Source organism: Streptomyces sp. NPDC051940 (genome assembly GCF_040680895.1).
Classification (GTDB): domain Bacteria; phylum Actinomycetota; class Actinomycetes; order Streptomycetales; family Streptomycetaceae; genus Streptomyces.
In genome coordinates this window covers 24,858-45,401 of the sequence record NZ_JBFAXR010000069.1, presented here as the reverse complement: position 1 = coordinate 45,401, position 20,544 = coordinate 24,858, and the positions used below count along the sequence as shown (strand labels likewise).

Annotated in this window: 18 protein-coding genes; 10 read left to right on the top strand and 8 right to left on the bottom strand. The window is 74.2% G+C overall.

Annotated features, from left to right (window positions below; translation table 11 throughout):
- The first annotated feature begins 2 nt into the window (after positions 1-2).
- On the top strand, positions 3-1,469 hold the full coding sequence (locus tag AB0M28_RS24805) for an FGGY family carbohydrate kinase (RefSeq protein ID WP_365408932.1): 1,467 nt from the start codon (positions 3-5) through the stop codon (positions 1,467-1,469).
- A gap of 35 nt (positions 1,470-1,504) precedes the next feature.
- Here AB0M28_RS24805 and AB0M28_RS24800 read toward each other — a convergent pair whose 3' ends face one another.
- The 3 genes from AB0M28_RS24800 to AB0M28_RS24790 all read right to left on the bottom strand — a co-directional run bounded on the left by AB0M28_RS24800 (position 1,505) and on the right by AB0M28_RS24790 (position 5,309).
- Positions 1,505-2,770, bottom strand: a complete 1,266-nt coding sequence (locus AB0M28_RS24800; protein ID WP_365408929.1) for a sigma-70 family RNA polymerase sigma factor — start codon at positions 2,768-2,770, stop codon at positions 1,505-1,507.
- Between the two features lie 181 nt (positions 2,771-2,951).
- Positions 2,952-4,838 carry a DNA primase gene (dnaG, locus tag AB0M28_RS24795; protein ID WP_365408926.1) on the bottom strand — a complete coding sequence of 629 codons (1,887 nt, stop codon included), beginning with the start codon at positions 4,836-4,838 and terminating at the stop codon, positions 2,952-2,954.
- Between the two features lie 9 nt (positions 4,839-4,847).
- The gene (locus AB0M28_RS24790) at positions 4,848-5,309 is read right to left on the bottom strand and encodes a GNAT family N-acetyltransferase (RefSeq protein WP_365408923.1); all 462 of its coding nucleotides are present in this window, start codon (positions 5,307-5,309) and stop codon (positions 4,848-4,850) included.
- 55 nt (positions 5,310-5,364) lie between these two features.
- On the opposite strand from AB0M28_RS24790, the gene AB0M28_RS24785 reads away from it, so the two are divergent.
- Positions 5,365-6,978, top strand: a complete 1,614-nt coding sequence (locus tag AB0M28_RS24785) for an AMP-binding protein (protein ID WP_365408919.1) — start codon at positions 5,365-5,367, stop codon at positions 6,976-6,978.
- A 28-nt stretch (positions 6,979-7,006) separates the two neighbouring features.
- Here AB0M28_RS24785 and AB0M28_RS24780 read toward each other — a convergent pair whose 3' ends face one another.
- From AB0M28_RS24780 to AB0M28_RS24770, 3 genes are all read right to left on the bottom strand, one after another.
- On the bottom strand, positions 7,007-7,315 hold the full coding sequence (locus AB0M28_RS24780) for a hypothetical protein (protein ID WP_365408916.1): 309 nt from the start codon (positions 7,313-7,315) through the stop codon (positions 7,007-7,009).
- Positions 7,316-7,441: 126 nt separating this feature from the next.
- Entirely contained in the window at positions 7,442-8,710 is a 1,269-nt protein-coding gene (locus AB0M28_RS24775) for an FAD-dependent oxidoreductase (RefSeq protein WP_365408913.1), read from the bottom strand.
- A 217-nt stretch (positions 8,711-8,927) separates the two neighbouring features.
- Entirely contained in the window at positions 8,928-10,049 is a 1,122-nt protein-coding gene (locus tag AB0M28_RS24770) for a HEAT repeat domain-containing protein (RefSeq protein ID WP_365408910.1), read from the bottom strand.
- Between the two features lie 134 nt (positions 10,050-10,183).
- Here AB0M28_RS24770 and AB0M28_RS24765 point away from each other — a divergent pair, with 134 nt between their 5' ends.
- A complete protein-coding gene (locus AB0M28_RS24765; protein ID WP_365408907.1) occupies positions 10,184-11,392 on the top strand; it encodes an MFS transporter in 1,209 nt (402 codons plus the stop codon).
- A gap of 57 nt (positions 11,393-11,449) precedes the next feature.
- On the opposite strand, the gene AB0M28_RS24760 is transcribed toward AB0M28_RS24765, so the two are convergent.
- Both AB0M28_RS24760 and AB0M28_RS24755 read right to left on the bottom strand, forming a co-directional pair.
- Positions 11,450-13,768: an ABC transporter permease gene (locus tag AB0M28_RS24760; RefSeq protein ID WP_365408904.1), complete on the bottom strand. Its 2,319-nt coding sequence runs from the start codon at positions 13,766-13,768 to the stop codon at positions 11,450-11,452.
- On the bottom strand, positions 13,765-14,460 hold the full coding sequence (locus AB0M28_RS24755) for an ABC transporter ATP-binding protein (protein WP_365408938.1): 696 nt from the start codon (positions 14,458-14,460) through the stop codon (positions 13,765-13,767). Before AB0M28_RS24755 ends, AB0M28_RS24760 begins: the two co-directional genes overlap by 4 nt.
- A 119-nt stretch (positions 14,461-14,579) precedes the next feature.
- Between AB0M28_RS24755 and AB0M28_RS24750 the strand changes: the two genes are divergently transcribed.
- From AB0M28_RS24750 to AB0M28_RS24720, 7 genes are all read left to right on the top strand, one after another.
- On the top strand, positions 14,580-15,473 hold the full coding sequence (locus AB0M28_RS24750) for a histidine kinase (RefSeq protein WP_365408901.1): 894 nt from the start codon (positions 14,580-14,582) through the stop codon (positions 15,471-15,473).
- A complete protein-coding gene (locus AB0M28_RS24745; protein ID WP_365408898.1) occupies positions 15,470-16,156 on the top strand; it encodes a response regulator transcription factor in 687 nt (228 codons plus the stop codon). The genes AB0M28_RS24750 and AB0M28_RS24745 overlap by 4 nt, the downstream gene beginning before the upstream one ends.
- Before the next feature lie 113 nt (positions 16,157-16,269).
- Positions 16,270-17,295, top strand: coding sequence for a M4 family metallopeptidase (locus AB0M28_RS24740; protein ID WP_365408895.1), 1,026 nt, complete (start codon positions 16,270-16,272; stop codon positions 17,293-17,295).
- 265 nt (positions 17,296-17,560) lie between these two features.
- Positions 17,561-19,117, top strand: a complete 1,557-nt coding sequence (locus AB0M28_RS24735; protein WP_365408892.1) for an ATP-binding protein — start codon at positions 17,561-17,563, stop codon at positions 19,115-19,117.
- A complete protein-coding gene (locus tag AB0M28_RS24730) occupies positions 19,114-19,551 on the top strand; it encodes a roadblock/LC7 domain-containing protein (protein ID WP_365408889.1) in 438 nt (145 codons plus the stop codon). The genes AB0M28_RS24735 and AB0M28_RS24730 overlap by 4 nt, the downstream gene beginning before the upstream one ends.
- Positions 19,548-19,916 (top strand): DUF742 domain-containing protein, encoded by a 369-nt coding sequence (locus AB0M28_RS24725; RefSeq protein ID WP_365408886.1) that lies wholly within the window; start codon positions 19,548-19,550, stop codon positions 19,914-19,916. The genes AB0M28_RS24730 and AB0M28_RS24725 overlap by 4 nt, the downstream gene beginning before the upstream one ends.
- Positions 19,894-20,535, top strand: coding sequence for an ATP/GTP-binding protein (locus tag AB0M28_RS24720; protein WP_365408883.1), 642 nt, complete (start codon positions 19,894-19,896; stop codon positions 20,533-20,535). The genes AB0M28_RS24725 and AB0M28_RS24720 overlap by 23 nt, the downstream gene beginning before the upstream one ends.
- Positions 20,536-20,544 lie beyond the last annotated feature (9 nt).

The window sequence follows — 20,544 nt, the reverse complement described above, 5'->3', positions numbered from 1 at the left end:
GTCTGGACAGCTCGACCGAGAGCACGCACATAGTCGTCTGCGACGCCGAGACCGGTGCCGTGCTGAGACAGGGGTACGCCCCGCATCCCAAGGCCGCCGCGGCCGACGACGCCAAGGCGTACGAGATCGACCCGCAGGCGTGGCTGCTCTCCCTCGGTGAGGCGTGCGCCGGCGGGCTGCTGGAAGGCGTGCAGGCCATCGGGGTCGCCGCGCAGCAGGACGCCGTGCTCGCGCTCGACGCGATGGGCGTGCCCGTGCGGCCCGCCCTCGTCGGCAACGACCCCCGCGTGCAGGGACCCGCCGCCGATCTCACCGACGCCCTCGGCGGGCGGGGCGGCTGGGCGGAGGCCGTCGGCAACGTCCCGGGGGCGAAGCTGCCCGTCGCCAAGCTCGCCTGGCTGCGGCGCGAGGAGCCGGACGCCGCGGAGCGCGCGGCGCAGGTGCTGCTGCCGCAGGACTGGCTGGTCTGGCAGCTCCTCGGCCGTCCCGCGCGCCGCACCACCGACCGGGGCGCCGCCTCCTGCACCGGCTACTACTCGACCGCCACCGAGCAGTGGCGCGGGGACCTCGTCGCCGCCGCCCTCGGGCACGAGGCGGGGCTGCCCCAGGTGCTCGGGCCCGCCGAGGCCGCCGGGCGTACGCCCGAGGGGCTGATCATCTCCGCCGGTACGGGCGAGACCATGGCCGCCGCCTTCGGGCTGGGCGTGGGCGAGGGCGACGCCGTCGTGACGCTGGGCGCGTCCGGCGCGGTCTTCGCCGTACACGGGCAGGCGCTGCCCGACCCCTCCGGCGTCATCACCTCACTGGCCGACGCCACCGGTATGCATCTGCCCGTCGTCCACACCGCGAACGCCGTGCGCGCCCTGCGCGGCACCGCGGAGATGCTCGGGCTCGACCCCGCGGACCTGGAGGGGCTCTCCGCGCTCGCGCTGCGCTCCACGCCGGGGGCGCACGGGCTCGTCCTGCTGCCGTACCTCGAAGGCGAGCGCACCCCCGACCTCCCGCACACCGCCGGTTCGCTGCACGGGCTGCGGCGCGAGTCGATGAAGCCCGAGCATCTGGCGCGCGCCGCCTTCGAGGGCATGCTCTGCGGGCTCGCGGACGCGCTGCAGGTGCTGCGCGCCCGCGGTGTCACCGTCCAGCGGGTCTTCCTGCTCGGCGCCGCCGCCCAGCTCTCCGCCGTACAGGCGCTCGCGCCGTCCCTGCTGGGCGCCCAGGTCGTCGTGCCCGAGGCCGCCGACTACACGGCGCTGGGCGCCGCGCGGCAGGCCGCCTGGGCGTGGGGCGTCAGCGAGGGCAGGTGGTCGCCGGACGCCCCGCCGCCCTGGCCCAGTGCCCGGCACCAGGTCTTCGAGCCGGGTGAGCAGCTCGCCGTGGGGCAGGCGGTACGGCAGCAGTACGCCGCCGTACGCGAGCAGCAGTACCCCGGCGCGCTCCCCGTGGAGACGGCGGAGCAGGCCGGCCAGTAAAGCGGAGCTGCCCGGCCGCTGACGGGTGCGGTCAGTCAGTCCAGATAGCCCCGCAGCTGGTCCGCGAAGGCGTGGTCGCGGAGCTTGTTGAGGGTCTTCGACTCGATCTGGCGGATCCGTTCGCGGGTGACGCCGAAGATCCGGCCGATCTCCTCCAGCGTGCGCGGGCGGCCGTCGGCCAGGCCGTAGCGCAGCTGGACGACCTTGCGTTCGCGTTCGCCGAGGGTGGACAGGACGGCTTCCAGGTGTTCGCGCAGCAGCAGGAACGCCGCCGACTCGACCGGTGAGGCCGCGTCGCCGTCCTCGATGAGGTCGCCGAGCGCCACGTCGTCCTCCTCGCCCACCGGGGCGTGCAGGGAGACGGGCTCCTGGGCGAGCCGCAGCACCTCGCTGACGCGCTCCTCGGGGAGGTCGAGGTGTACGGCGACCTCTTCCGGTGTGGGCTCGTAGCCCCGCTCCTGCAGCATCCGGCGCTGCACCCGGACGACCCGGTTGATCAGCTCCACCACATGGACCGGGACCCGGATGGTGCGCGCCTGGTCGGCCAGGGCGCGGGACATGGCCTGGCGGATCCACCAGGTGGCGTACGTGGAGAACTTGTAGCCGCGGGCGTAGTCGAACTTCTCGACCGCCCGGATCAGGCCCAGGTTGCCCTCCTGGACCAGGTCCAGCATGGTCAGGCCGCGACCGACGTAGCGCTTGGCGACGGACACCACGAGCCGCAGGTTCGCCTCGATGAGGCGGCGCTTGGCCATCCGGCCCAGCACGACTAACCGGTCGAGGTCGAGGGCCAGTTGGGAGTCGAGGTCGGAGGATCCGGCGAGCTTCTCCTCCGCGAACAGGCCGGCTTCGACCCGGCGGGCCAGCTCGACCTCCTCGGCCGCGCTGAGCAGGGGGATCCGGCCGATCTCCCGCAGATACTGGCGGAACAGGTCGGAGGACGGGGCGCTCGTCTCGGTGCGCGGTGGCGGTGCCGGGGCGTCCAGCGGCTCGGCCGGTTCGGCGCGTTCGGTGGCGGGGGTGGTCAGGAGCGCCTCCGGTGGCTCCTGTTCTGCCTCCGGATGGTGATGGACACGGGTTTGCCGCGGCACAGCATGCGTGGACGGCTGAGCCGTGGCGGAAAGGGTCTGGGTCTGCACGGGGGCGACCTCCAGGGTGATCATCACTGCCGGTTCGAGGGCGTGCGGCAGGGGAACGGTCGCGGCTGCCCCGCCGCGCTCCGCCCCGTTAGTCGTGAGCGCGTCCCCGGCGGTTTCGAACCTGTGAGGGACGACGCCGCCGCGCTCCGAGGACTCAGGCACCGCCCACCAGTGTGCTGTATGCCACAGGCTGCGCAGTAGGGTCGTGCGGGCACTATTTGTGGCCGGGCCGTGACGTTGCGGTGACATGGGGTGGCCCTCGGTGGCGGGCCGGCGCCTCAGCGGGGTCGGTCCACCGCGCCCGCGCCGGACACCGCGCCCGCCCCGAACAGGCGCCCCCGCCCTACAGCGCGTCCGGCCCGGCTTCCCGCAGCGACCGGTCGTACTGCTGCAGCACCCACAGCTCGTTGGTGGCCGCCGCCAGCTCCTCCTGCGAGCCGTGCGCCGACATGCGCTGCAGCAGGGCGCGGACCTCGCGGATGCGGTAGCCCACCGCCTGCTGGCGTACGGCGACCAGCTGTTTGCCCGCGTACAGCTCGTCCGGGTCGCGGCGCGTGAGCAGCGGTTCCACCGCCAGCTCCGTGACCAGGGAGCGGACCCCGTCGTCCGGAGCCGCGTCCCGCACCCGGGCGAGGAAGTCGTCGTCCGCCGACGCGACCCCGCCGGCCTGCTGGATCGCGGCGCGTACGGAGGTGAAGGGGGCGGCGATGAACTCGTGCGGCTCGTACGCGTCGAAGGTGGGGGAGACCAGCTGCGGGTACTGCAGGGCCAGCTTCAGCAGCTCGCGCTGGGCCTGCAGATCGCGGCCCCGCAGATTCCACGCGGGAGTGCGGGGGGCCTCGCGTACGGGCATCGGCGCGGGCTCGCGGACCGGGTGCTGCGGACCGCCCGCGCCCCTCTCGCGGGCGAAGCGCGCCAGCTGGCCCACCCGGCGTACGACGAACGTCTCGTCCAGGATGCCGAGCAGCCCGGCCAGCCGGACCGCGTACTCGTGCCGGATGGACGGGTCCTTGATCCGCGCCACGATGGGCGCCGACTCCTCCAGGGCGGCCGAGCGGCCCTCCGCGGTGTCGAGGTTGTGCTGCGTGACGAAGGAGCGGATCGCGAACTCGAACAGCGGCGAGCGGTCCTCGACCAGCTGCAGCACCGCCTCGTCGCCCTTGGCCAGCCGCAGGTCGCACGGGTCCATGCCGCCGGGGCTCACCGCGATCGACGTACGGGCCGCGAACTTCTGGTCGTCCTCGAAGGCGCGCAGGGCGGCCTTCTGGCCGGCCGCGTCGCCGTCGAAGGTGAAGACGACCTCGGAGCGGGAGTTGTCCATCAGCACCCGGCGCAGGATCTTGACGTGGTCGCCGCCGAAGGCCGTGCCGCAGGTGGCGATGGCGGTCGTGACGCCGGCGAGATGGCAGGCCATCACGTCCGTGTAGCCCTCGACGACGACGGCGCGGGACTGCTTGCCGATGTCCTTCTTGGCCAGGTCGATGCCGTACAGGACCTGCGACTTGCGGTAGAGGGGGGTTTCGGGCGTATTGAGGTACTTCGGCCCGTTGTCGTCGTCGCGGAGCTTGCGCGCGCCGAAGCCCACCACCTCGCCGGTGATGTCCCGGATCGGCCACATCAGCCGGCCGCGGAAGCGGTCGATGGGGCCGCGCCGGCCGTCCTGGGAGAGGCCGGAGAGGATCAGCTCCTTGTCGCTGAAGCCCTTGCCGCGCAGGAAGCGCGTGAGGTGGTCCCAGCCGGCCGGGCTGTAGCCGACGCCGAAGTGCTCGGCGGCGGCCTGGTCGAAGCCGCGTTCGGCCAGGAAGCGGCGCCCGATCTCCGCCTCCGCGCCCCCCAGCTGCTCGGCGTAGAACTGCGCCGCGTGCCGGTGCGCCTCGACGAGCCGGGTCCGCTCGCCCTGCTGGCGGCCCGGGTTGTAGCCGCCCTCCTCGTACCGCAGCGTGATGCCGGCCTGGGCGGCGAGCCGCTCGATGGTCTCCGAGAAGGAGAGGTGCTCCATCTTCATCACGAAGTCGACGGTGTCGCCGCCCTCCTGGCAGCCGAAGCAGTGGTAGAAGCCCTTGGCGGGGCTCACGTGGAAGGAAGGGGACTTCTCGTCGTGGAAGGGGCACAGGCCCTTGAGCTGGCCGCCGCCCGCGGGGCGCAGCTGGAGGTAGTCGGAGACGACGGCGTCGATCGGAACCGCGTTCCGGACCGCCTTGATGTCGTCGTCGTTGATCCGCCCTGCCACGAGTGGATTCTACGGCCGGGCGGGGACAGAACCGACGGCGATGGCCATCACCCAGTGCAGGCCGACGGTCGGGATCTCGAACTCCTCGCCGCGGACCTCGAAGCCGTACTTCTCGTAGAAGCCGCGCGCCACGCTGCGCGCGTTGCACCAGACGACCTCCGCGCCGCGGTCGGCCGCCGCCTTCAGCCCGGCCCTGAGCACGGCCTCCCCGTACCCCTGTCCGCGCAGCGCGGGCTCGCTGGCCATACCGCGGAAGCGGTACGCCTTGGCGTCCTCGCCGGGCAGCTGCTCGGGGCAGAAGGAGACCACGGCGCCGACCTCGCCGTCGTCGGTGTACGCGGCCATGTGGAAGGCGCCGGGCGCGTCGTCCTCGGCGAAGAGCGCGCTCTCCCGGGGCATACCGGGCCGCAGCACGGCCCAGCGCAGCGGGATGATGTCGGCGACGGGGACCTCGGCGGTGCGGATCGGCATGGGGCCGAGGATACCGGCCTTCTGATCTGACGATCCGTCAGCTATGGTCCGCCGCATGGACACCGTCGACCAGCTCCTGCGGGCGCACTGGACGGACCACCGGCCGGGGCTGCTGGCCGCCGGCGCCACCCCACTCACCCGGCACCAGGTCGCCGGGGCCGCCGCCGCGCGCGCCGCGTGGCTGCGGGAGCTGCTGCCCGGCGGGCGGGAGCCGCACGTCGGGGTGCTGCTCGGGAACGTGGCCGAGTATCCGCTGTGGCTCGGGGCCGCCGCGCTTGCGGGGGCGGCCGTCGTCGGGATCAACCCGACGCGGCGGGGGGCCGAGCTGGCGCGTGACATCGCTCACACCGAGTGCGCGGTGATCGTCACCGAGCGGGCGTATCGGCCGCTCGTCGCGGGGTGCGGGCTGCCGCTGCTCGTCGTGGACGAGCCGTCGTACGCCTCGGAGGTCGCCGCGTACGGCTCCGCCGCGCCCGCCGACTTCCCCGCGGCGGAGCCCCGTACCCGGATGCTGCTCACCTTCACCTCCGGGTCGACCGGGGCGCCGAAGGCCGTCATCGTCACCCAGGGGCGGCTGGCGCGGGCCGGGGCGGCGCTCGCGCGGCAGTTCGCGCTGGGCGCGGACGACGTGCACTACCTGTGCATGCCGCTGTTCCACGGCAACGCCGTCATCGCCGGGTGGGCGCCCGCGCTGGTGGGCGGCGGGGCGGTCGCGCTGCGGCGGTCGTTCTCGGCGTCCGGGTTCCTGCCGGACGTACAGGCGTACGGCGCGACCTACTTCACCTATGTGGGACGGGCGATCCAGTACGTCCTCGCGACACCGGAGACCGACGGCGACCGGGCGCACCGGCTGCGGCTCGGGTTCGGGACGGAGGCGGGCGACGTGGACGCCGCCCGGTTCGAGGCGCGCTTCGGGGTGCCGCTGGTCGAGGGGTACGGGTCGTCGGAGGGCGGCGCGGCCGTCCACCGCACGCCGGGGACGCCCGCGGGGGCCGTCGGGCGGGCGGCGCCGGGGGAGGACCTGGCGGTCGTCGACCCGGCGACGGGCGCACAGTGCCCGCCGGGGGTCATCGGGGAGCTGGTCAACCGCGGCGGGTCGGCGGCCCGCTTCGAGGGCTACTGGCGCAACGACGCGGCGGTGGCCGAACGGCGGCGCGGCGGCTGGTACTGGACCGGGGACCTCTTCTACCGCGACGAGGACGGATGGCTGTTCTTCGCCGGCCGGTCCGACGACCGGCTGCGGGTGGACGGCGAGAACCTGGCGGCGGCCGTCATCGAGAACATCCTCGCCCGGTGGGAGCCGGCGGCCGCCGTGTGCGTGTACGCCGTGCCGGACCCGGTGACCGGGGACCAGGTGATGGCGGCGGTGGCGCCGCGGGACGGGGCGGCCTTCGACCCGGACGGCTTCCGCCGCTTCCTCGACGTACAGCCGGATCTCGGGACGAAGGCGGCGCCGCGGTTCGTACGGGTGGTGGCGTCGATGCCGGTGACGGCCACCAACAAGATCCGGCGGTCCGAGCTGCGCGCGGAGGGCTTCCGCTGTGCCGACCCCGTGTGGTGGGCGCCGGACGGCGGCGCGTACCGGCCGCTCGCGGGGGAGGAGCTGGACGCGCTCGTGGCGGCGTACCGGGAGCGGGGGCGGGAGGGGACGATCGCATGGCCGGGGTGAGCGCGCGGGGTCGGCCGGAGTGCCCGCGTCACTCGCAGAGCGTCAGCCGCAGCATGTCGTTGATCGTGCTCGCCTCGGTGTCCGAGACCTGGTGGCCGTCGGTCGAGAACCGCTCCTTGGCGGCCTCGTCCGCCCCGTCGCGGTCCACCACCGCGCACTGGGCGCGCACCCGTGCGAGGGCCTGGTCCTCGTCGGCGACGAGGGCGGGGTTGATGGAGCGCAGCGCGGTGATGGTCTTCGTCCGCCGCTCGTCGGCGGACCCGCCGTCGCCGGACTCGCCGGCGCAGGCGGTCAGCACGCACAGCAGGGCGGCGACGCAGACGAGTCGGGTACGCATACCCATGCTCCCCCCGGAACGTTGATGACCCAGGGGGAGTCTCGGGCCCGGCGCGGGCGGGCCCGGGACCGGGACGTGGCGGAGGGATGAACTCCGTCTGCCGTCTGCGTGACGGCAGGTGAGCGCCTACTCCTCGCCGTGCAGCGACCCGAGCGGCACACCCGGGTCGGCGAGCGCCGCCGGGTCGATCGCGCGCTGGGAGCGGACGAGGAGCTGGATGTCGTCCACCACGTCCCACACGTTGACGTTCATGCCGGCCAGGACGCGCCCCTCCGCCAGCCAGAACGCGATGAACTCGCGCCGCGCCATGTCGCCCCGGATCACCACCTGGTCGTAGGAGCCGGGCGGGGCGTAGCCGGAGTACTCCAGGCCCATGTCGTACTGGTCGGAGAAGAAGTACGGCACCCGGTCGTACGACACCTCCTGGCCCAGCATCGAACGGGCCGCCGCCGGGCCGCCGTTCAGCGCGTTCGCCCAGTGCTCCACGCGCAGCCGCACCCCGAACAGCGGATGCTCGGCGGCGGCGACGTCGCCGCAGGCGTAGACGTCCGGGTCGGACGTGCGCAGCGAGGCGTCCACCGCGATGCCGCCGCCCTGCTCGCGCGGCACGGTCTCCAGGCCCGCGTGCTCGGCCAGGACGGTGCGCGGGGCGGCGCCGATCGCGGCCAGTACGTCGTGCGCCGGGTGCTCCTCGCCGTCGTCGGTGAGGGCGGCCAGCACCATGCCGTCCTGGGCGGTGATCTCCGTGAGCTGCGCGCCGAAGTGGAAGACGACGCCGTGCTCGCGGTGCAGATCGGCGAAGACCGCGCCGATCTCCGGGCCGACGACGCCGTGCAGCGGGCCGGGCGCCGGCTCGACGACCGTCACCTCCGCGCCGTACGTGCGGGCGGCGGCGGCCACCTCCAGGCCGATCCAGCCCGCGCCGGCGATCACCAGCTGGCCGTTGTCGCGGCCCAGGGTCGCCAGCACCCCGCGCAGCAGCTCGGCGTGCGACAGGCGGCGCAGATGGTGCACGCCCGCCAGGCCCGTACCGGGGATGTCCAGGCGGCGCGGCTCGGCGCCGGTGGCCAGCAGCAGCTTGTCGTAGTGCACGCGGCTGCCGTCGCCCAGCGTGAGCGCCTTGCCGGCGCGGTCCAGTTCGGTGACGGTCTGGCCGAGGTGCAGTTCGACGTCGTTCTGCGCGTACCAGGCCGCGTCGTGGACGAAGACCTTGTCGCGCTCCTCCTTGCCCAGCAGGAAGCCCTTGGAGAGCGGCGGCCGTTCGTACGGGTGGTCGCGCTCGTCGCAGATCAGGATGACCCGGCCGGTGAAGCCCTCGGCGCGCAGGGTCTCGGCGGCCTTCGCCCCGGCCAGCCCTCCTCCGACGATCACGAACGTACGGTGTGCGTCGACCACTTCGGTGCCTCCTCGCTCCCGGGCAGGACCTCCCAGTCTGCCGTCAAGTGGAGCGTCCCGCACGGAGCGTGAGGGTGGAAGCCTTCCCGGGGGCGGGATCCGGCCCGGGGGAGGTTGTGTTGGGGCGCGGCGGGGGCGGATCTTGGCGTGGCGTGCGAACCGGGCGCCACGGGGTCACAGGCGCCGCAGCGCGGGGTGCGAACCGGGCGCCACGGGGTCACAGGCGCCGCAGCGCGGCGTGCGCGGCGTCGCGGACGCAGGCCACGGGGTCGCGGCGGGCGGCCTCGCGCAGCGCGCCGCGTGTCCCGCGGCCGGCGAGCCGGCCGAGGGCGGTGGCCGCGCGGGCGCGGACGCGGTGGGAGGGGTCGGTGGCGAGGGCCTCGCGCAGCTGCGGCGCGGCGCGCGCGCCCTCCACGCGGCCCAGGGACTCCGCGGCCCGGGCGCGGACGCCGGGGTCGTCGTCGGCGAGCAGGCGGGTGAGGCCGGGGACCGTGGCGTACTCGGGCGCGCCGGTACGGCCGAGGACCCAGGCCGTGGCGCGGCGCACCGGCACCTCGGCGTCGCGGTTCCACCAGGCGGACGGCGAGAGCGCCGACGCCGCGGCGGCACCGGCGTGGGCCAGGGCGCGGGCGGCGCTGTAGCGGACGGCACGGTCACCGGCGGCCGCCAGCCGCAGCCGCAGCGCCGGTACGGAACGGGCGGTGGCCGTGCGCTCGAGCCCGCTGAGGCCCTGGCGGACGTAGGGGCCGGCGCACAGCTCCAGCAGGAACGGCTCGAAGCGTTCGTCGGCGATCCGGGCGACGGCCCACATCGCGCGCTCGTCCCACGGGGCGCTCATGGTGCGGGTGAGTTCGAGGACGAGGTCCCGGGCCTCGGAGGTGCCGGTCGTCGACAGCGCCCACACCAGGGCGCCGGCGCCCGGGCGGCCCGCGAGGGCGGGGTCCGCCACCGCGGTGCGGCCCAGGTCCAGCAGGGCGGCGGTCGCCTCGCCGGTGCCGATGCGGACGAGAGCCTCCAGGGCGCCGGTCCCCCCGGCGCCGGGGGTGCGGACGAACCGGGCGAGGGCGGGGACCGCCTGCTCCGCCCGGGCCAGGCTCAGCAGACGGATGGCCGACGAGGTCCACAGGCGGGGGTCCGCCGAGTCCAGGGCGCGTATCGCGATGTCCACCGCCCCGGGATGGCGCATCGGGCCCAGCCGCTCGGCTGCCATCAGTGAGGCGGTGCCGATCCGGGCGTGCAGTCCGGTCTCGAAGAGTTCGACGACCTCGTCCACGGGGGCCGTACGCACCAGGTCGCGCAGCTCGCCCCAGCTCCGCGCGGCGATCGGTTCGGCCTTCACACGGTCGATTCAAGCGGCGGGCGGGCGGCGGCGTCCATGCCGGGGACGTCCGTATCTCTCCTTCGCCCGTACCTCTTCCTTCGTCCGTATCTCTCCTGACAGAAGATGTCAGGGAACGTCCGGAGACTGGCTCCATGACCGACGATCACCCCCGCCGCGCCGAGCGGCTCCTCGCTCCCGCCGCCTTCGCCACCGCCCTCGGCAACAACGTGCAGCTCATCGCGGGCGCCCTGCTGATGATCCGCGAGGAGCGGACGATGATGGCGGTGGGCTGGCTGTTCATCGCGGTGGCCGCCCCGCAGGCCGTGCTGTCGCCGTACTTCGGCCGGCTGGCCGACCGGTTCGACCGGCGCCGGCTGTGGATCGGCTGCGATGTGATGAGCGCCGGGCTGGCGCTGGCGCTGCCGCTGTGGCTGGTGAGCGGGGGAGCCACCGGGGTCGGCGTGTACGGGGCGAACTTCGCGCTCGCCGTCGTGGCGGCGCTGTTCTTCCCGGCGAGCGGGGCGCTGATCAAGGAACGGGTGCCGGCGGCGAAGCTGCGGCGCTTCAACGCGTCGTACGAGATGGCCACGCAGGCCGGGATGCTGCTGTCCGCCACGGTGGGCGGGCTCGCGGTGCAGGCGTTCGGGGCGGTGCCGCTGCTGGTGTTCAACGCGGTGACCTTCGGTGTGTCGGCGGTGTGCGTGGCGGCCGTGGGGCGGAAGCCGTCCACCGTCGGGGCGTCCCGGGCCGTACCGGTGCAGGCGGAGGGGACGCGGACGGCGGAGGTGCCCATGCTGCGGGTCATCCTGCTGTACGCGCAGGGCAGCGTGGTCGTCACCGTCTTCAACGCCCTGCTGCCGAAGTTCGTCCTGGGCGAACTGGGCCACGGCCCAGGGGCGTTCGGCGCGGTGGACGCGCTCGGCAGCCTTGGCTTCCTCGCGGCGACGGCCGCGTACCGCTGGGCGGCGCGGCGTCATCCGGACCTGCGGATCGCGATCGCCGGATTCCTGGTGACGGACGTGTTCCTCGTGCTGCAGCCGCACTTCGGCCTGGCCGGCCTGTTCGTCGGCGTACCACTGGGCGCCTTCCTCTTCGGCCAGGCGCGGATCGCCTCGCGCGGGCTGCTGCTCGCCACGGTGGACGAGAAGGGGGCGGGCCGCGCCTTCGGCCTCGCCAACGGTCTGGGCCTGGCGGCGACGATCGCGGCGATGCTGCTGGTGGCCGCGATCACGGACCACACGGACACGCGCTACGGCTTCGCCGCCATCGCCGCGCTGGGAGCGGCGGCCACGGTGGGCGCGTCCCTCGTCGGCCGCCGCATCGCGTCCCCCGCCCCCGTCGAGCAGCCGGTAGCGGCCTGAGCGCCTCGGGGGGTTCCGGGGCCAAGCCCCGGAACCCCCCGTCGGAGGCCCCCGCCATCACTCGTTGTGCAGGGCCTCCGCGACGGTGAGGCGGGCCGCCCGCCGCGAGGGGACGTACGCGCCCAGGACCGCGATCGCCGTCCCCGCCAGGGTGAGGGCCGTCAGCGGCAGCGGGGACCAGACGTGGCTGATGCGGCCGGGGAGGACGTAGCCGACCGCGTCCGCCATCGCCGGGATCACCAGGCCGTGGCCCAGGATGCCGAGCGGTACGCCGAGCAGGCCGCCGACCAGCCCCAGGGCCGTCATCGAGGTGACCATCATCGCCGTGACCTGGCGGGGCGTCATGCCGATCGACTTCAGCATGCCGAGGTCGCGGCGCCGGTCGCGGGTGTTCAGGGCGACCGTGTTGAAGACGCCCAGCGCGGCGACCGCGGCGAGCATCAGCGTGAGCGCGGTGGCCGAGCCGACGACGGTCTGGGTGACGGCGTTGGGGCCGAGCAGCTGCGTGGAGACCCCCGGGTCCGCCTTGCGTACGGCGGCGGCGTAGTGCTTCGCGTCCGCGCCGGCGGCGAGCCGTACGTGGTACTGGTTCGGCTGCTCCGCCGGTGACAGGGCGGTCACGGTCGCCCAGCCGACGTACAGGTCCCGGTCGCGGCCCGTGAGTTCCTGGCCGACGATCGTCACCCGGCTCTCCCGCCCGCCCTTGCGCAGCCGCACCGTGTCGCCGACGTCCAGCCCTCGCCGCTTCAGGAACGACGACGGTGCCACGGCCTCGTCCGCCGACCGCATCCACCGGCCCTTCACCAGCGACTGCCCGAGGCTGGGATCGGGTCCGCGGCGGCCGTTCAGCACCACGCTCTCCGTCAGCCCGTCGGCATGGACGTCGGCGAACCCCTGACCCACCACCTGCGCCGCACCCGGCATCCGGGCCAGCAGCTCCTGCAACTCCCGCGGACCGTGCGACGGTTTGATCTCGCGGCCGTCCCGGAACGCCGACGCGTACACCGTCACATCCCGGGCATGGGAATCCTCCGCCGACACCAGCCGGGTCATGGTCGTCGCCAGCCCGGTGGCGAAGGTCACCGTCGCCACCCCGAGCACCACCGCGGCCATCGTCAGCGCGCTGCGGCCGGGTCGGGCGAACGGCAGGCCGAGGCCCAGGCTCACCGAGCGCGGCAGCCGGGTGCCCGCCAGCCCGCGCTGGATCCGCAGGGCCCGGCCCGCCGCCGGTGCGCTGCCGGCGCTGATCGCCCGGGCCGCGGAGAGCCAGTGCGCCCGCAGCGCCGGGGCCAGCGCCGCCAGCAGGACCACGGCGGGCATGCCGAGCAGCGTCACGGCGTAGACCCACGGGGCGATCCCCACCTCGCCGTGCAGTACGCCGGCCTCCGGTCCCTGGAACACGAACCCGAGGAACGGCCTGGCCAGCAGGCTGCCCGCGCCCGTGCCGAGCAGGCAGCCCGCCGTGGCCGGCACGCCCACCATCGTCAGATACACCGCGACCACCTGGCCCGGCGTGAAGCCCAGCGCCTTCAGTACGCCGATGTGCCGGAAGCCGGAGATCACCGCGCCGCTCACCACGTTGGCGACGATCAGCACCGACACCGCCAGCCCGAGGATCCCGAAGGCCAGCAGGTACGGGGCGAAGGCCCGCGCCGTGCCGCCGATCTGGTCCTTCAGGGTGAGGTAGGACTGCCGGTTCGTCAGTGCTCCGTCCGGCAGGTCCGCCGTGGCCGAGGCGAGGGAGCGGTCGAGCTGGGCGTTCGTGCCCGCCTCGTCGAAGCGGTAGAGGACCTGGGCCGAGTCGGGGTGCAGCGCGGCCATCGCGCCCGGCGCCGTCCAGGCGTCGGCGGTCGCGCCGAAGCTGTAGGTGAAGCCGACGATCGTCAGCGACGGGCCGTCGACGACCTCGACCATCTTGCCCAGATCGTCCATGGCCCAGTTCGGCGGACGGTTCACCACGAGCTCGCCGGGGCCCTTCGCCCAGCGGCCCGCCAGCAGCGTCAGCCGGTCCACCGCGCCGTCGGGGCCGCTGCGGCCCACGACCCGCAGCTGGCTGTCGAGGGCCACCGCCGACGAGGACTCCCGGGTCAGCTCCACCAGTGCCTGCGGGAAGGGGCCGGAGACCGCCTCCACCCCGGGCCGTCCGGCGGTTCGGCGCAGCGCCTCGTCGGTGGCCTTCGCCGGGTCGAACGAGGCCACCACATGCGCCCCGTGCTGGCGGGCGAACGCCCGGTCGAACGGGGCCGAGGCCGCGTCCACCAGGGCCAGGGCGACGACGAGCGTGCCGGTGGACGCCAGGGTGACCAGCCAGATCACGCAGGTCTGGAGCTTACGGCGGCGGGCGGCGGCCCACGCCGCCTTCCACACGGCGCTCACGGGACGCGCTCCAGCTTCTGCTCCCCGGACACCCGGCCGTCGCCCATCGTGACGAGCCGGCTCGCGCACCGCTGCGCCAGTCGCTCGTCGTGCGTGACGAGCAGCAGCGTCTGGCCGATCTGGTTGAGGTCCAGCAGCAGGTCCATCACCTGCTCGCCCGCCCTGCTGTCCAGGGCGCCCGTCGGCTCGTCGGCCAGCAGCAGGGCCGGGCGGTTCATCAGCGCGCGGGCGACCGCGACGCGCTGGCGCTCGCCGCCGCTCAGCACCGCGGGGTAGGCGTTGCGCCGGGCGGCGATGCCCAGTTCGTCCAGCAGCTCCAGCGCCCGGCGCCGCGCCTGACGGGCGGGGGTGCCGGTGAGCTGGGCCGACAGCGCGACGTTGTCCAGCGCCGAGAGATCGTCGATCAGGTTGAAGAACTGGAAGATCATGCCGATCTTCTGCCGCCGGTGCAGGGCGAGTTCCTTCTCGCTCAGCCCGCCGAGCTCCCGGCCCGCCACCAGCACCGTGCCGGCGGTGGGCCGGTCCAGCCCGGCGATCATGCTGAGCAGCGTGGACTTGCCGCACCCCGACGGCCCCATGACGGCGACCGCCTCCCCGGCGCGGATCTCCAGCGAGACCCCGTCCAGGGCCGCCGTCTCGCCGTACTCCTTGCGTATGCCGTCCAGCCGGACGACCACTTCTTCCGTGACCAGCTCTCCCGTGACCATGGCAAGGACGCTATGCGAGGGGTGCGGCCCCGGACATCGGCCGCCGGATGGCAATCGCGGTCAGCGCTCCATCCACGGATGGAGGTCCCTGCATCCACAGGGTGATGCGCTGCCCGCCCGGTGTCTGCGAGGGTGTACGGGTGTGGTTCTCGGGGACGTTCTGGCTGGTACTGGCCCTGGTGGCGGCGACGGCCGCCGCCGCGGGCCTGGGTCTCGCGCTGCTCCGCGCCGGCCGCGCCCACCGCCGGGCGCTCCAGGAGCGCACCTGGCTGCTGGAGCGGGAGCGGCAGGCCGCCGCCGACGCGGCGGTGCAGGGCGAGCGGGACCGGATCGCGCGGGAGCTGCACGACATCGTCAGCCACAACGTGAGCCTGATGGTCGTGCAGGCGTCCGCGGCCCGCGAGGTGCTCACCGTGATGCCCGACGAGGCCGCCGCGGCGATCCGGGCCGTGGAGGACGCCGGCCGCTCCACGATGACCGAACTGCGCCATCTGCTCGGCCTGCTGGCCCCGGCGGCGGACGGCCGCGACGCGGAGGACGGGCCGGCCGGGGAGGACGGCGCGGGGCAACCGCCGGACGACCTCGCCCCCCAGCCCGGCCTGGACGGGCTGAGCCGGCTCGTGGACCGGATCTCCTTCGCCGGGCTCCCCGTCGAGGTCCGGATATCCGGCGAGCCGCGCCCGCTGCCGACCGGGGTCGAGGTGACGGCGTACCGCATCGTCCAGGAGGCGCTGACCAACGCGCTGAGGCACGGGGACGGGGGGAAGGCCGAGGTGACCGTGCGGTACGCGGACCGCTCGCTGCGGGTGGAGGTCCTCAACACCGGCCCCAGCGTGCTGACCGGCGACGCCCCGGCGCGCGGGGACTCCCCGGGCGCCGGGCGCGGGCTGATCGGGCTGCGCGAGCGGGTCGCGGTGTACGGCGGCGAGCTGGACGCCCGGCGCCGGCTCGGCGGCGGCTACCGGGTCCGCGCGCGCATCCCCGTGGAGCGCCCGTGACCGCCCCCGCACCCCGGGTGCTGATCGCCGACGACCAGAACCTGATCCGCACCGGCTTCCGGCTCATCCTCACCACCCGCGGCATCGAGGTCGCCGGCGAGGCCGCGGACGGCGCGCAGGCGGTCGCGGCCGTCCGGGAACTGCGGCCGGACGTGGTCCTGATGGACATCCGCATGCCCGTCATGGACGGCCTCGAGGCCACCCGCCGCATCCTCGACGAGGCCCCGGGCACCCGGGTGCTGATGCTCACGACCTTCGACCTCGACCGCTATGTGTACGAGGCCCTGTCCCTCGGCGCCAGCGGCTTCCTGCTCAAGGACGTCACACCCGAGCATCTCGCGGCCGCCGTACGGCTGGTGGACACCGGCGACGCCCTGCTCGCGCCGTCGATCACCCGGCGGCTGGTGGAGCGGTTCGCGCACGGCGGGCAGCCGTCCGTGCCGCCGGACCTCGCCGGGCTCACGCCGCGCGAGCTGGAGGTGCTCACGCACATGGGCCGCGGGCTGTCCAACGCGGAGCTCGCCGAGCGGCTCACGCTCAGCGAGGCGACGGTCAAGTCGCACGTCGCGCGCGTCTTCGCGAAGCTCGGCCTGCGCGACCGGGCCCAGGCGGTCGTTCTCGCCTACGAGTCGGGCCTGGTCACGGCGGGTTCCGGCGGGCCGGGGCCGGCTGCGGGGAGTTGAGGGACGGCACCCTCCGCGAGCCCGCCGTCTGTCGCCTCTGGTCAACCGGACGTTCGTACGGAATCCTGTCCGGGCCCCCCATGCCCTGGCATACCGATCGTCCGGGAGGACCCATGTCCCGTCGTTTGCTCGCCGCCTGCATAGGCACCGCCGCGCTGGCCACCCTCGCCGCGTCCCCCGCCACCGCCGACACCGCCCCCACCGGGACGGTGTTCAAGGTGAACCCGGTGCAGTCCTCCGGCATCCAGACCCTCACCGACGCCAAGGACTCCGACACCGCCGTCCCGCAGAGCGAGTACGCCGAGGCCGCCGTCCGCAACCTCGACGGCAGCGGTTTCCTCAGCGGCAAGTGGGCCGTCGTCCGCTCCGACACCGGCAAGTCGGCGCAGCTCGGCGCGGACGGCACGTTCGACTACAGCCGCAGCGCCGACCAGTTCGAGCAGGTGATGGCGTACTTCTGGGTCAACGAGTCGCAGGAGTACCTGCAGAGCCTCGGCTTCGGCAGCGAACTGCCCGGAGCCAACGCCCGCCAGCAGCCCGTGCGGATCAACCAGTGGGGCGCGGACAACTCCTTCTTCACCGACAAGAAGGCCGAGATCCGCTTCGGCAAGGGCGGCGTGGACGACGCCGAGGACGCCGAGGTGATCATCCACGAGTACGGCCACGCCGTGCACAACGCCCAGGTCCCCGGCTTCGGCACCAATCTGGAGTCCGGTTCGATCGGCGAGGCGTTCGGCGACTACCTGGCCGTCGAGGTCGGCGCGTTCGCCGCCGGCCGGTACGGCTGGCCCATCAAGACGGACCTGGCCTGCGTGGCGGACTGGGACTCCGTGTCGTACACCCGCGCCGAGCCGCACTGCCTGCGCCGCGTGGACGAGGACAAGACCTACGCCGACCGCGTCGGCGAGGTGCACGCCGACGGCGAGATCTGGTCGCGGGCGCTGTTCGACATCCGGGGCGCGCTCGGCCCGCGCACCGCCGACCGCATCATCGTCAACGCGCAGTTCGACTTCGCCCCCGACACCTCCTTCCACGACGCCGCCGAGGCCACGATCGCGACGGCCCGGGAGATGTACGGCAACTCCGCGGCGAACACCGTCCGCCAGGCGTTCCAGGCCCGCGGGATCCCCGGCGTCTGATCCGCCCGGGCCACCGGGGCGGGACTCGCCCTCCCGCCCCGGCGGCCGGCCGCCTCCCGCCCCGTACACGGACGGTTCCCGCCCCGGTACGCCGCCCGATCAGCCGTTTTCATGCGCAGATGTGCACCTCATGCGACCGAACTTGCCGAAATCCACTCCTGGTGCGTCTGTGAAGTTCCTTATAGGGTCATCCACTTGAACGGTCTCTGCCAGTAAGCGCACCACCCACCAGGGTCAGGCCGCCTGCCCCGAGGAGCCCCCGCCGATGACCTCGCACCAGGACGCCGCGCGCCCACCGGCGCGGCGTCTGAGTCCTCCCCTGCTCGCCCTGCTCATATCCGTGGCGGCCACCGTGATCGTCGTCACCCTCGTGGTGGCGACCGCCCCCGGATCCGCCCAGACCTCCCTCGCATACGTGCTGAGCCTCGCCGGCGTCGTCGTGTGCGCCGCCGTCACCGGCGCGGCCCACTTCCGGGAGGCGGCCCGCAAGGCGCGGCGCAAGGCGTCCGCCGAGTCCGCCGCGGCGGCCACCCAGACGTCCGCCGCCGCGTCCGAGGCGGCCCGGTTCGCCGACGAGACGCTGCCCGCGGTGCTCTCCAGACTGGGCCAGGGCGCCTCCGCCACCACCGCCGTGAACGGCGTGCGGATGCCCGACAACCCCGCCTACCAGCGCGCCCTCCGCCAGATCGCCGAGTCCGCCGCCCAGAGCGAGAACCGGCGCGCCGCGGCCATGGCCGCCTGTGCCAACGCCGCCGGCCGGATGCAGGCGCTGTCCACCTCGATGCTCTCCGACCTGCGCGACATGGAGCACCGCCACGCCGACACCAGCGTGCTCGCCGACCTGCTGCACCTGGACCACCGCACCAGCCAGGCCGGCCGCGTGGCCGACTCCATCGCCGTGCTCAGCGGCGCCCGTTCGGGCCGGCGCTGGGCCAAGCCCATCGGCATGGAGTCCGTGCTGCGCGGCGCCATGGGCCGGATCGCCGGCTACCAGCGGGTCCGGCTGCGGGCCGTCGGCGACCTGTCCGTCGCCGGACACGCGGCCGAGGGCGTCATGCACGTACTGGCGGAACTGCTCGACAACGCCTGCAACTTCTCCCCGCCGACCACCGAGGTGCACGTGTACGTCGCCGAGGTGCCGGCCGGTGTCGCGGTGACCATCGAGGACGCGGGCCTGGTGATGAGCCCCACCGCGCTGCGCCGCGCCGAGAAGGTCACCTCCGGCGAGGTGGGCGACCTGTCCGCCCTCACCGGCACCCGGCTCGGCCTCGCCGTGGTGGGCATCCTGGCCCGCAAGCACGGTCTGACGGTGTCCTTCCGCCCGTCCGCCATCGGCGGCACCGGCGTGGTCGTGATGATCCCGCAGGACCTGGTCTCCCGGCAGCCCGCCCCGCAGCAGCCGCTGCCGGTGGTGATGGAGCCGGAGTGGGCCGTGGAGATCGAGCGGGCCGACGAGCCCGCTGCCCCCGCCGAACTCCCCCCGGCGCCGCGTGCGGAGCGCGAACGCGAGCCCGACACGGACCACGCCTCCGTCCCCGACGAGACCCCGGCGACCGGGGAGCCGACGCCGGCCCACGGCACCCTGCTGCCCAAGCGCCGCCGCGGCCGCACCATGGCCTCCGCCCACCCGGACGGCCTGCCGGGCGACCAGCCCCGGCCGGCGCGGCCCGCGGCCGACCAGCCCCGCGACGCCGCCGCCTCCGTCAACCGCTTCGGCGCCTTCATGCAGGCCGTACGCGGCGAGGAGACCCCCGGCGAACCGCGGCCCGACGACTCCCCGGCGAACGACACCCATTCGCGCACGAAGAAGGACAACGCATGACCACCGGTTCCGCCACCTCCGCGGCAGCTCTGGGCTGGCTCCTGGACGCCCTGCTGGAGCGCACGCCCGGCGCCCGGCACGCGCTCGTACTCTCCCGCGACGGCCTGAAGCTCTGCCACACCCCCGAGCTGTCCGTGGACCGCGCCGACCAGCTCGCCGCCATCTCCGCCGGCATCCAGTCCCTCGCGCACGGCGCGTCCATGGAGTTCGGCGACGGCAGCGGCGGGGTCCGCCAGTCGATGACCGAGTTCTACGGCGGCATCCTGTTCATCGTCGAGGCCGGCGAGGGCTCGCACGTCGCGGTCGTCGCCGACCAGAACTGCGACGCCGGGCTGGTCGGCCACAACATGCTGGAGCTGGTCGAACAGCTCGGCGAGCACCTGAGCACCGCGCCCCGCCATCCCACCGACCGGCTCAGCGGCCTCGCGGAATGAGCGGGCTGAAACGGTCGCACCGGGACGAGGACCCGGACCGGCTGTACACCCTGACCGGCGGCCGCAGCCGGCCCAGCAGCGACGACTTCGACCTCGTCACCCTCGTGGTGAGCGAGTGCGAACCGGCCGCCGGGATGCAGAAGGAGCACGTGGCGATCCTGCGCATGTGCCGCTTCCCGACGGCCGTGGTGGAGATCGCCGCCGAGCTGAAGCTGCCCGTCAGCATCACCAAGATCCTGCTGGCCGACCTGCTGGTCGCCGGCAAGGTCACCGCCCGCCATCCGCGCTCCGCCTCGACGCGGTCCGCGCTGCCCGATTCCGACACCCTGGAGAGGTTGCTCGTTGGACTCCGCCGACGCCTCTGAGGCAACCGCCGCCACCGCGACGCTCCCGACCGCCGCGGAGCACACCCCGCTGAGCGCCACCGCCGACAACGGACTGAAGATCGTCATCGTCGGCGGCTTCGGCGTGGGCAAGACGACCATGGTCCGCTCGGTCAGCGACATCCGTCCGCTGAACACCGAGGAGACCATGACGCAGGCCTCCATCGGCAAGGACGATCTGAAGGCCGTACCGCAGAAGACGTCCACCACCGTCGCCTTCGACTTCGGCCGGATCAGCCTGGACGAGCAGACGGTGCTCTATCTGTTCGGCGCGCCCGGCCAGGAGCGGTTCTGGTTCCTGTGGGACCGGCTCTTCGCCGGCACGCTCGGCGCGATCGTGCTGGTCGACGACCGCCGGCTGGCCGACTCCTGGTACGCCATCGACCGGCTGGAGCACCACGGCACGCCGTTCATCGTGGCGCGCAACCAGTTCGGCGGCGAGGAGTTCGCCGCCGAGGACGTGCGCGACGCCCTGGACCTGGACCCGGACGTGCCGCTCATCGAGTGCGACGCCCGCTCTCGGGCCTCCAGCAAGGACGTGCTGATCGAGCTGGTACGCCATCTGCAGTCGCTGGCCGCCGCCGTGACGCCCGCCCCGTAACGCCGTACC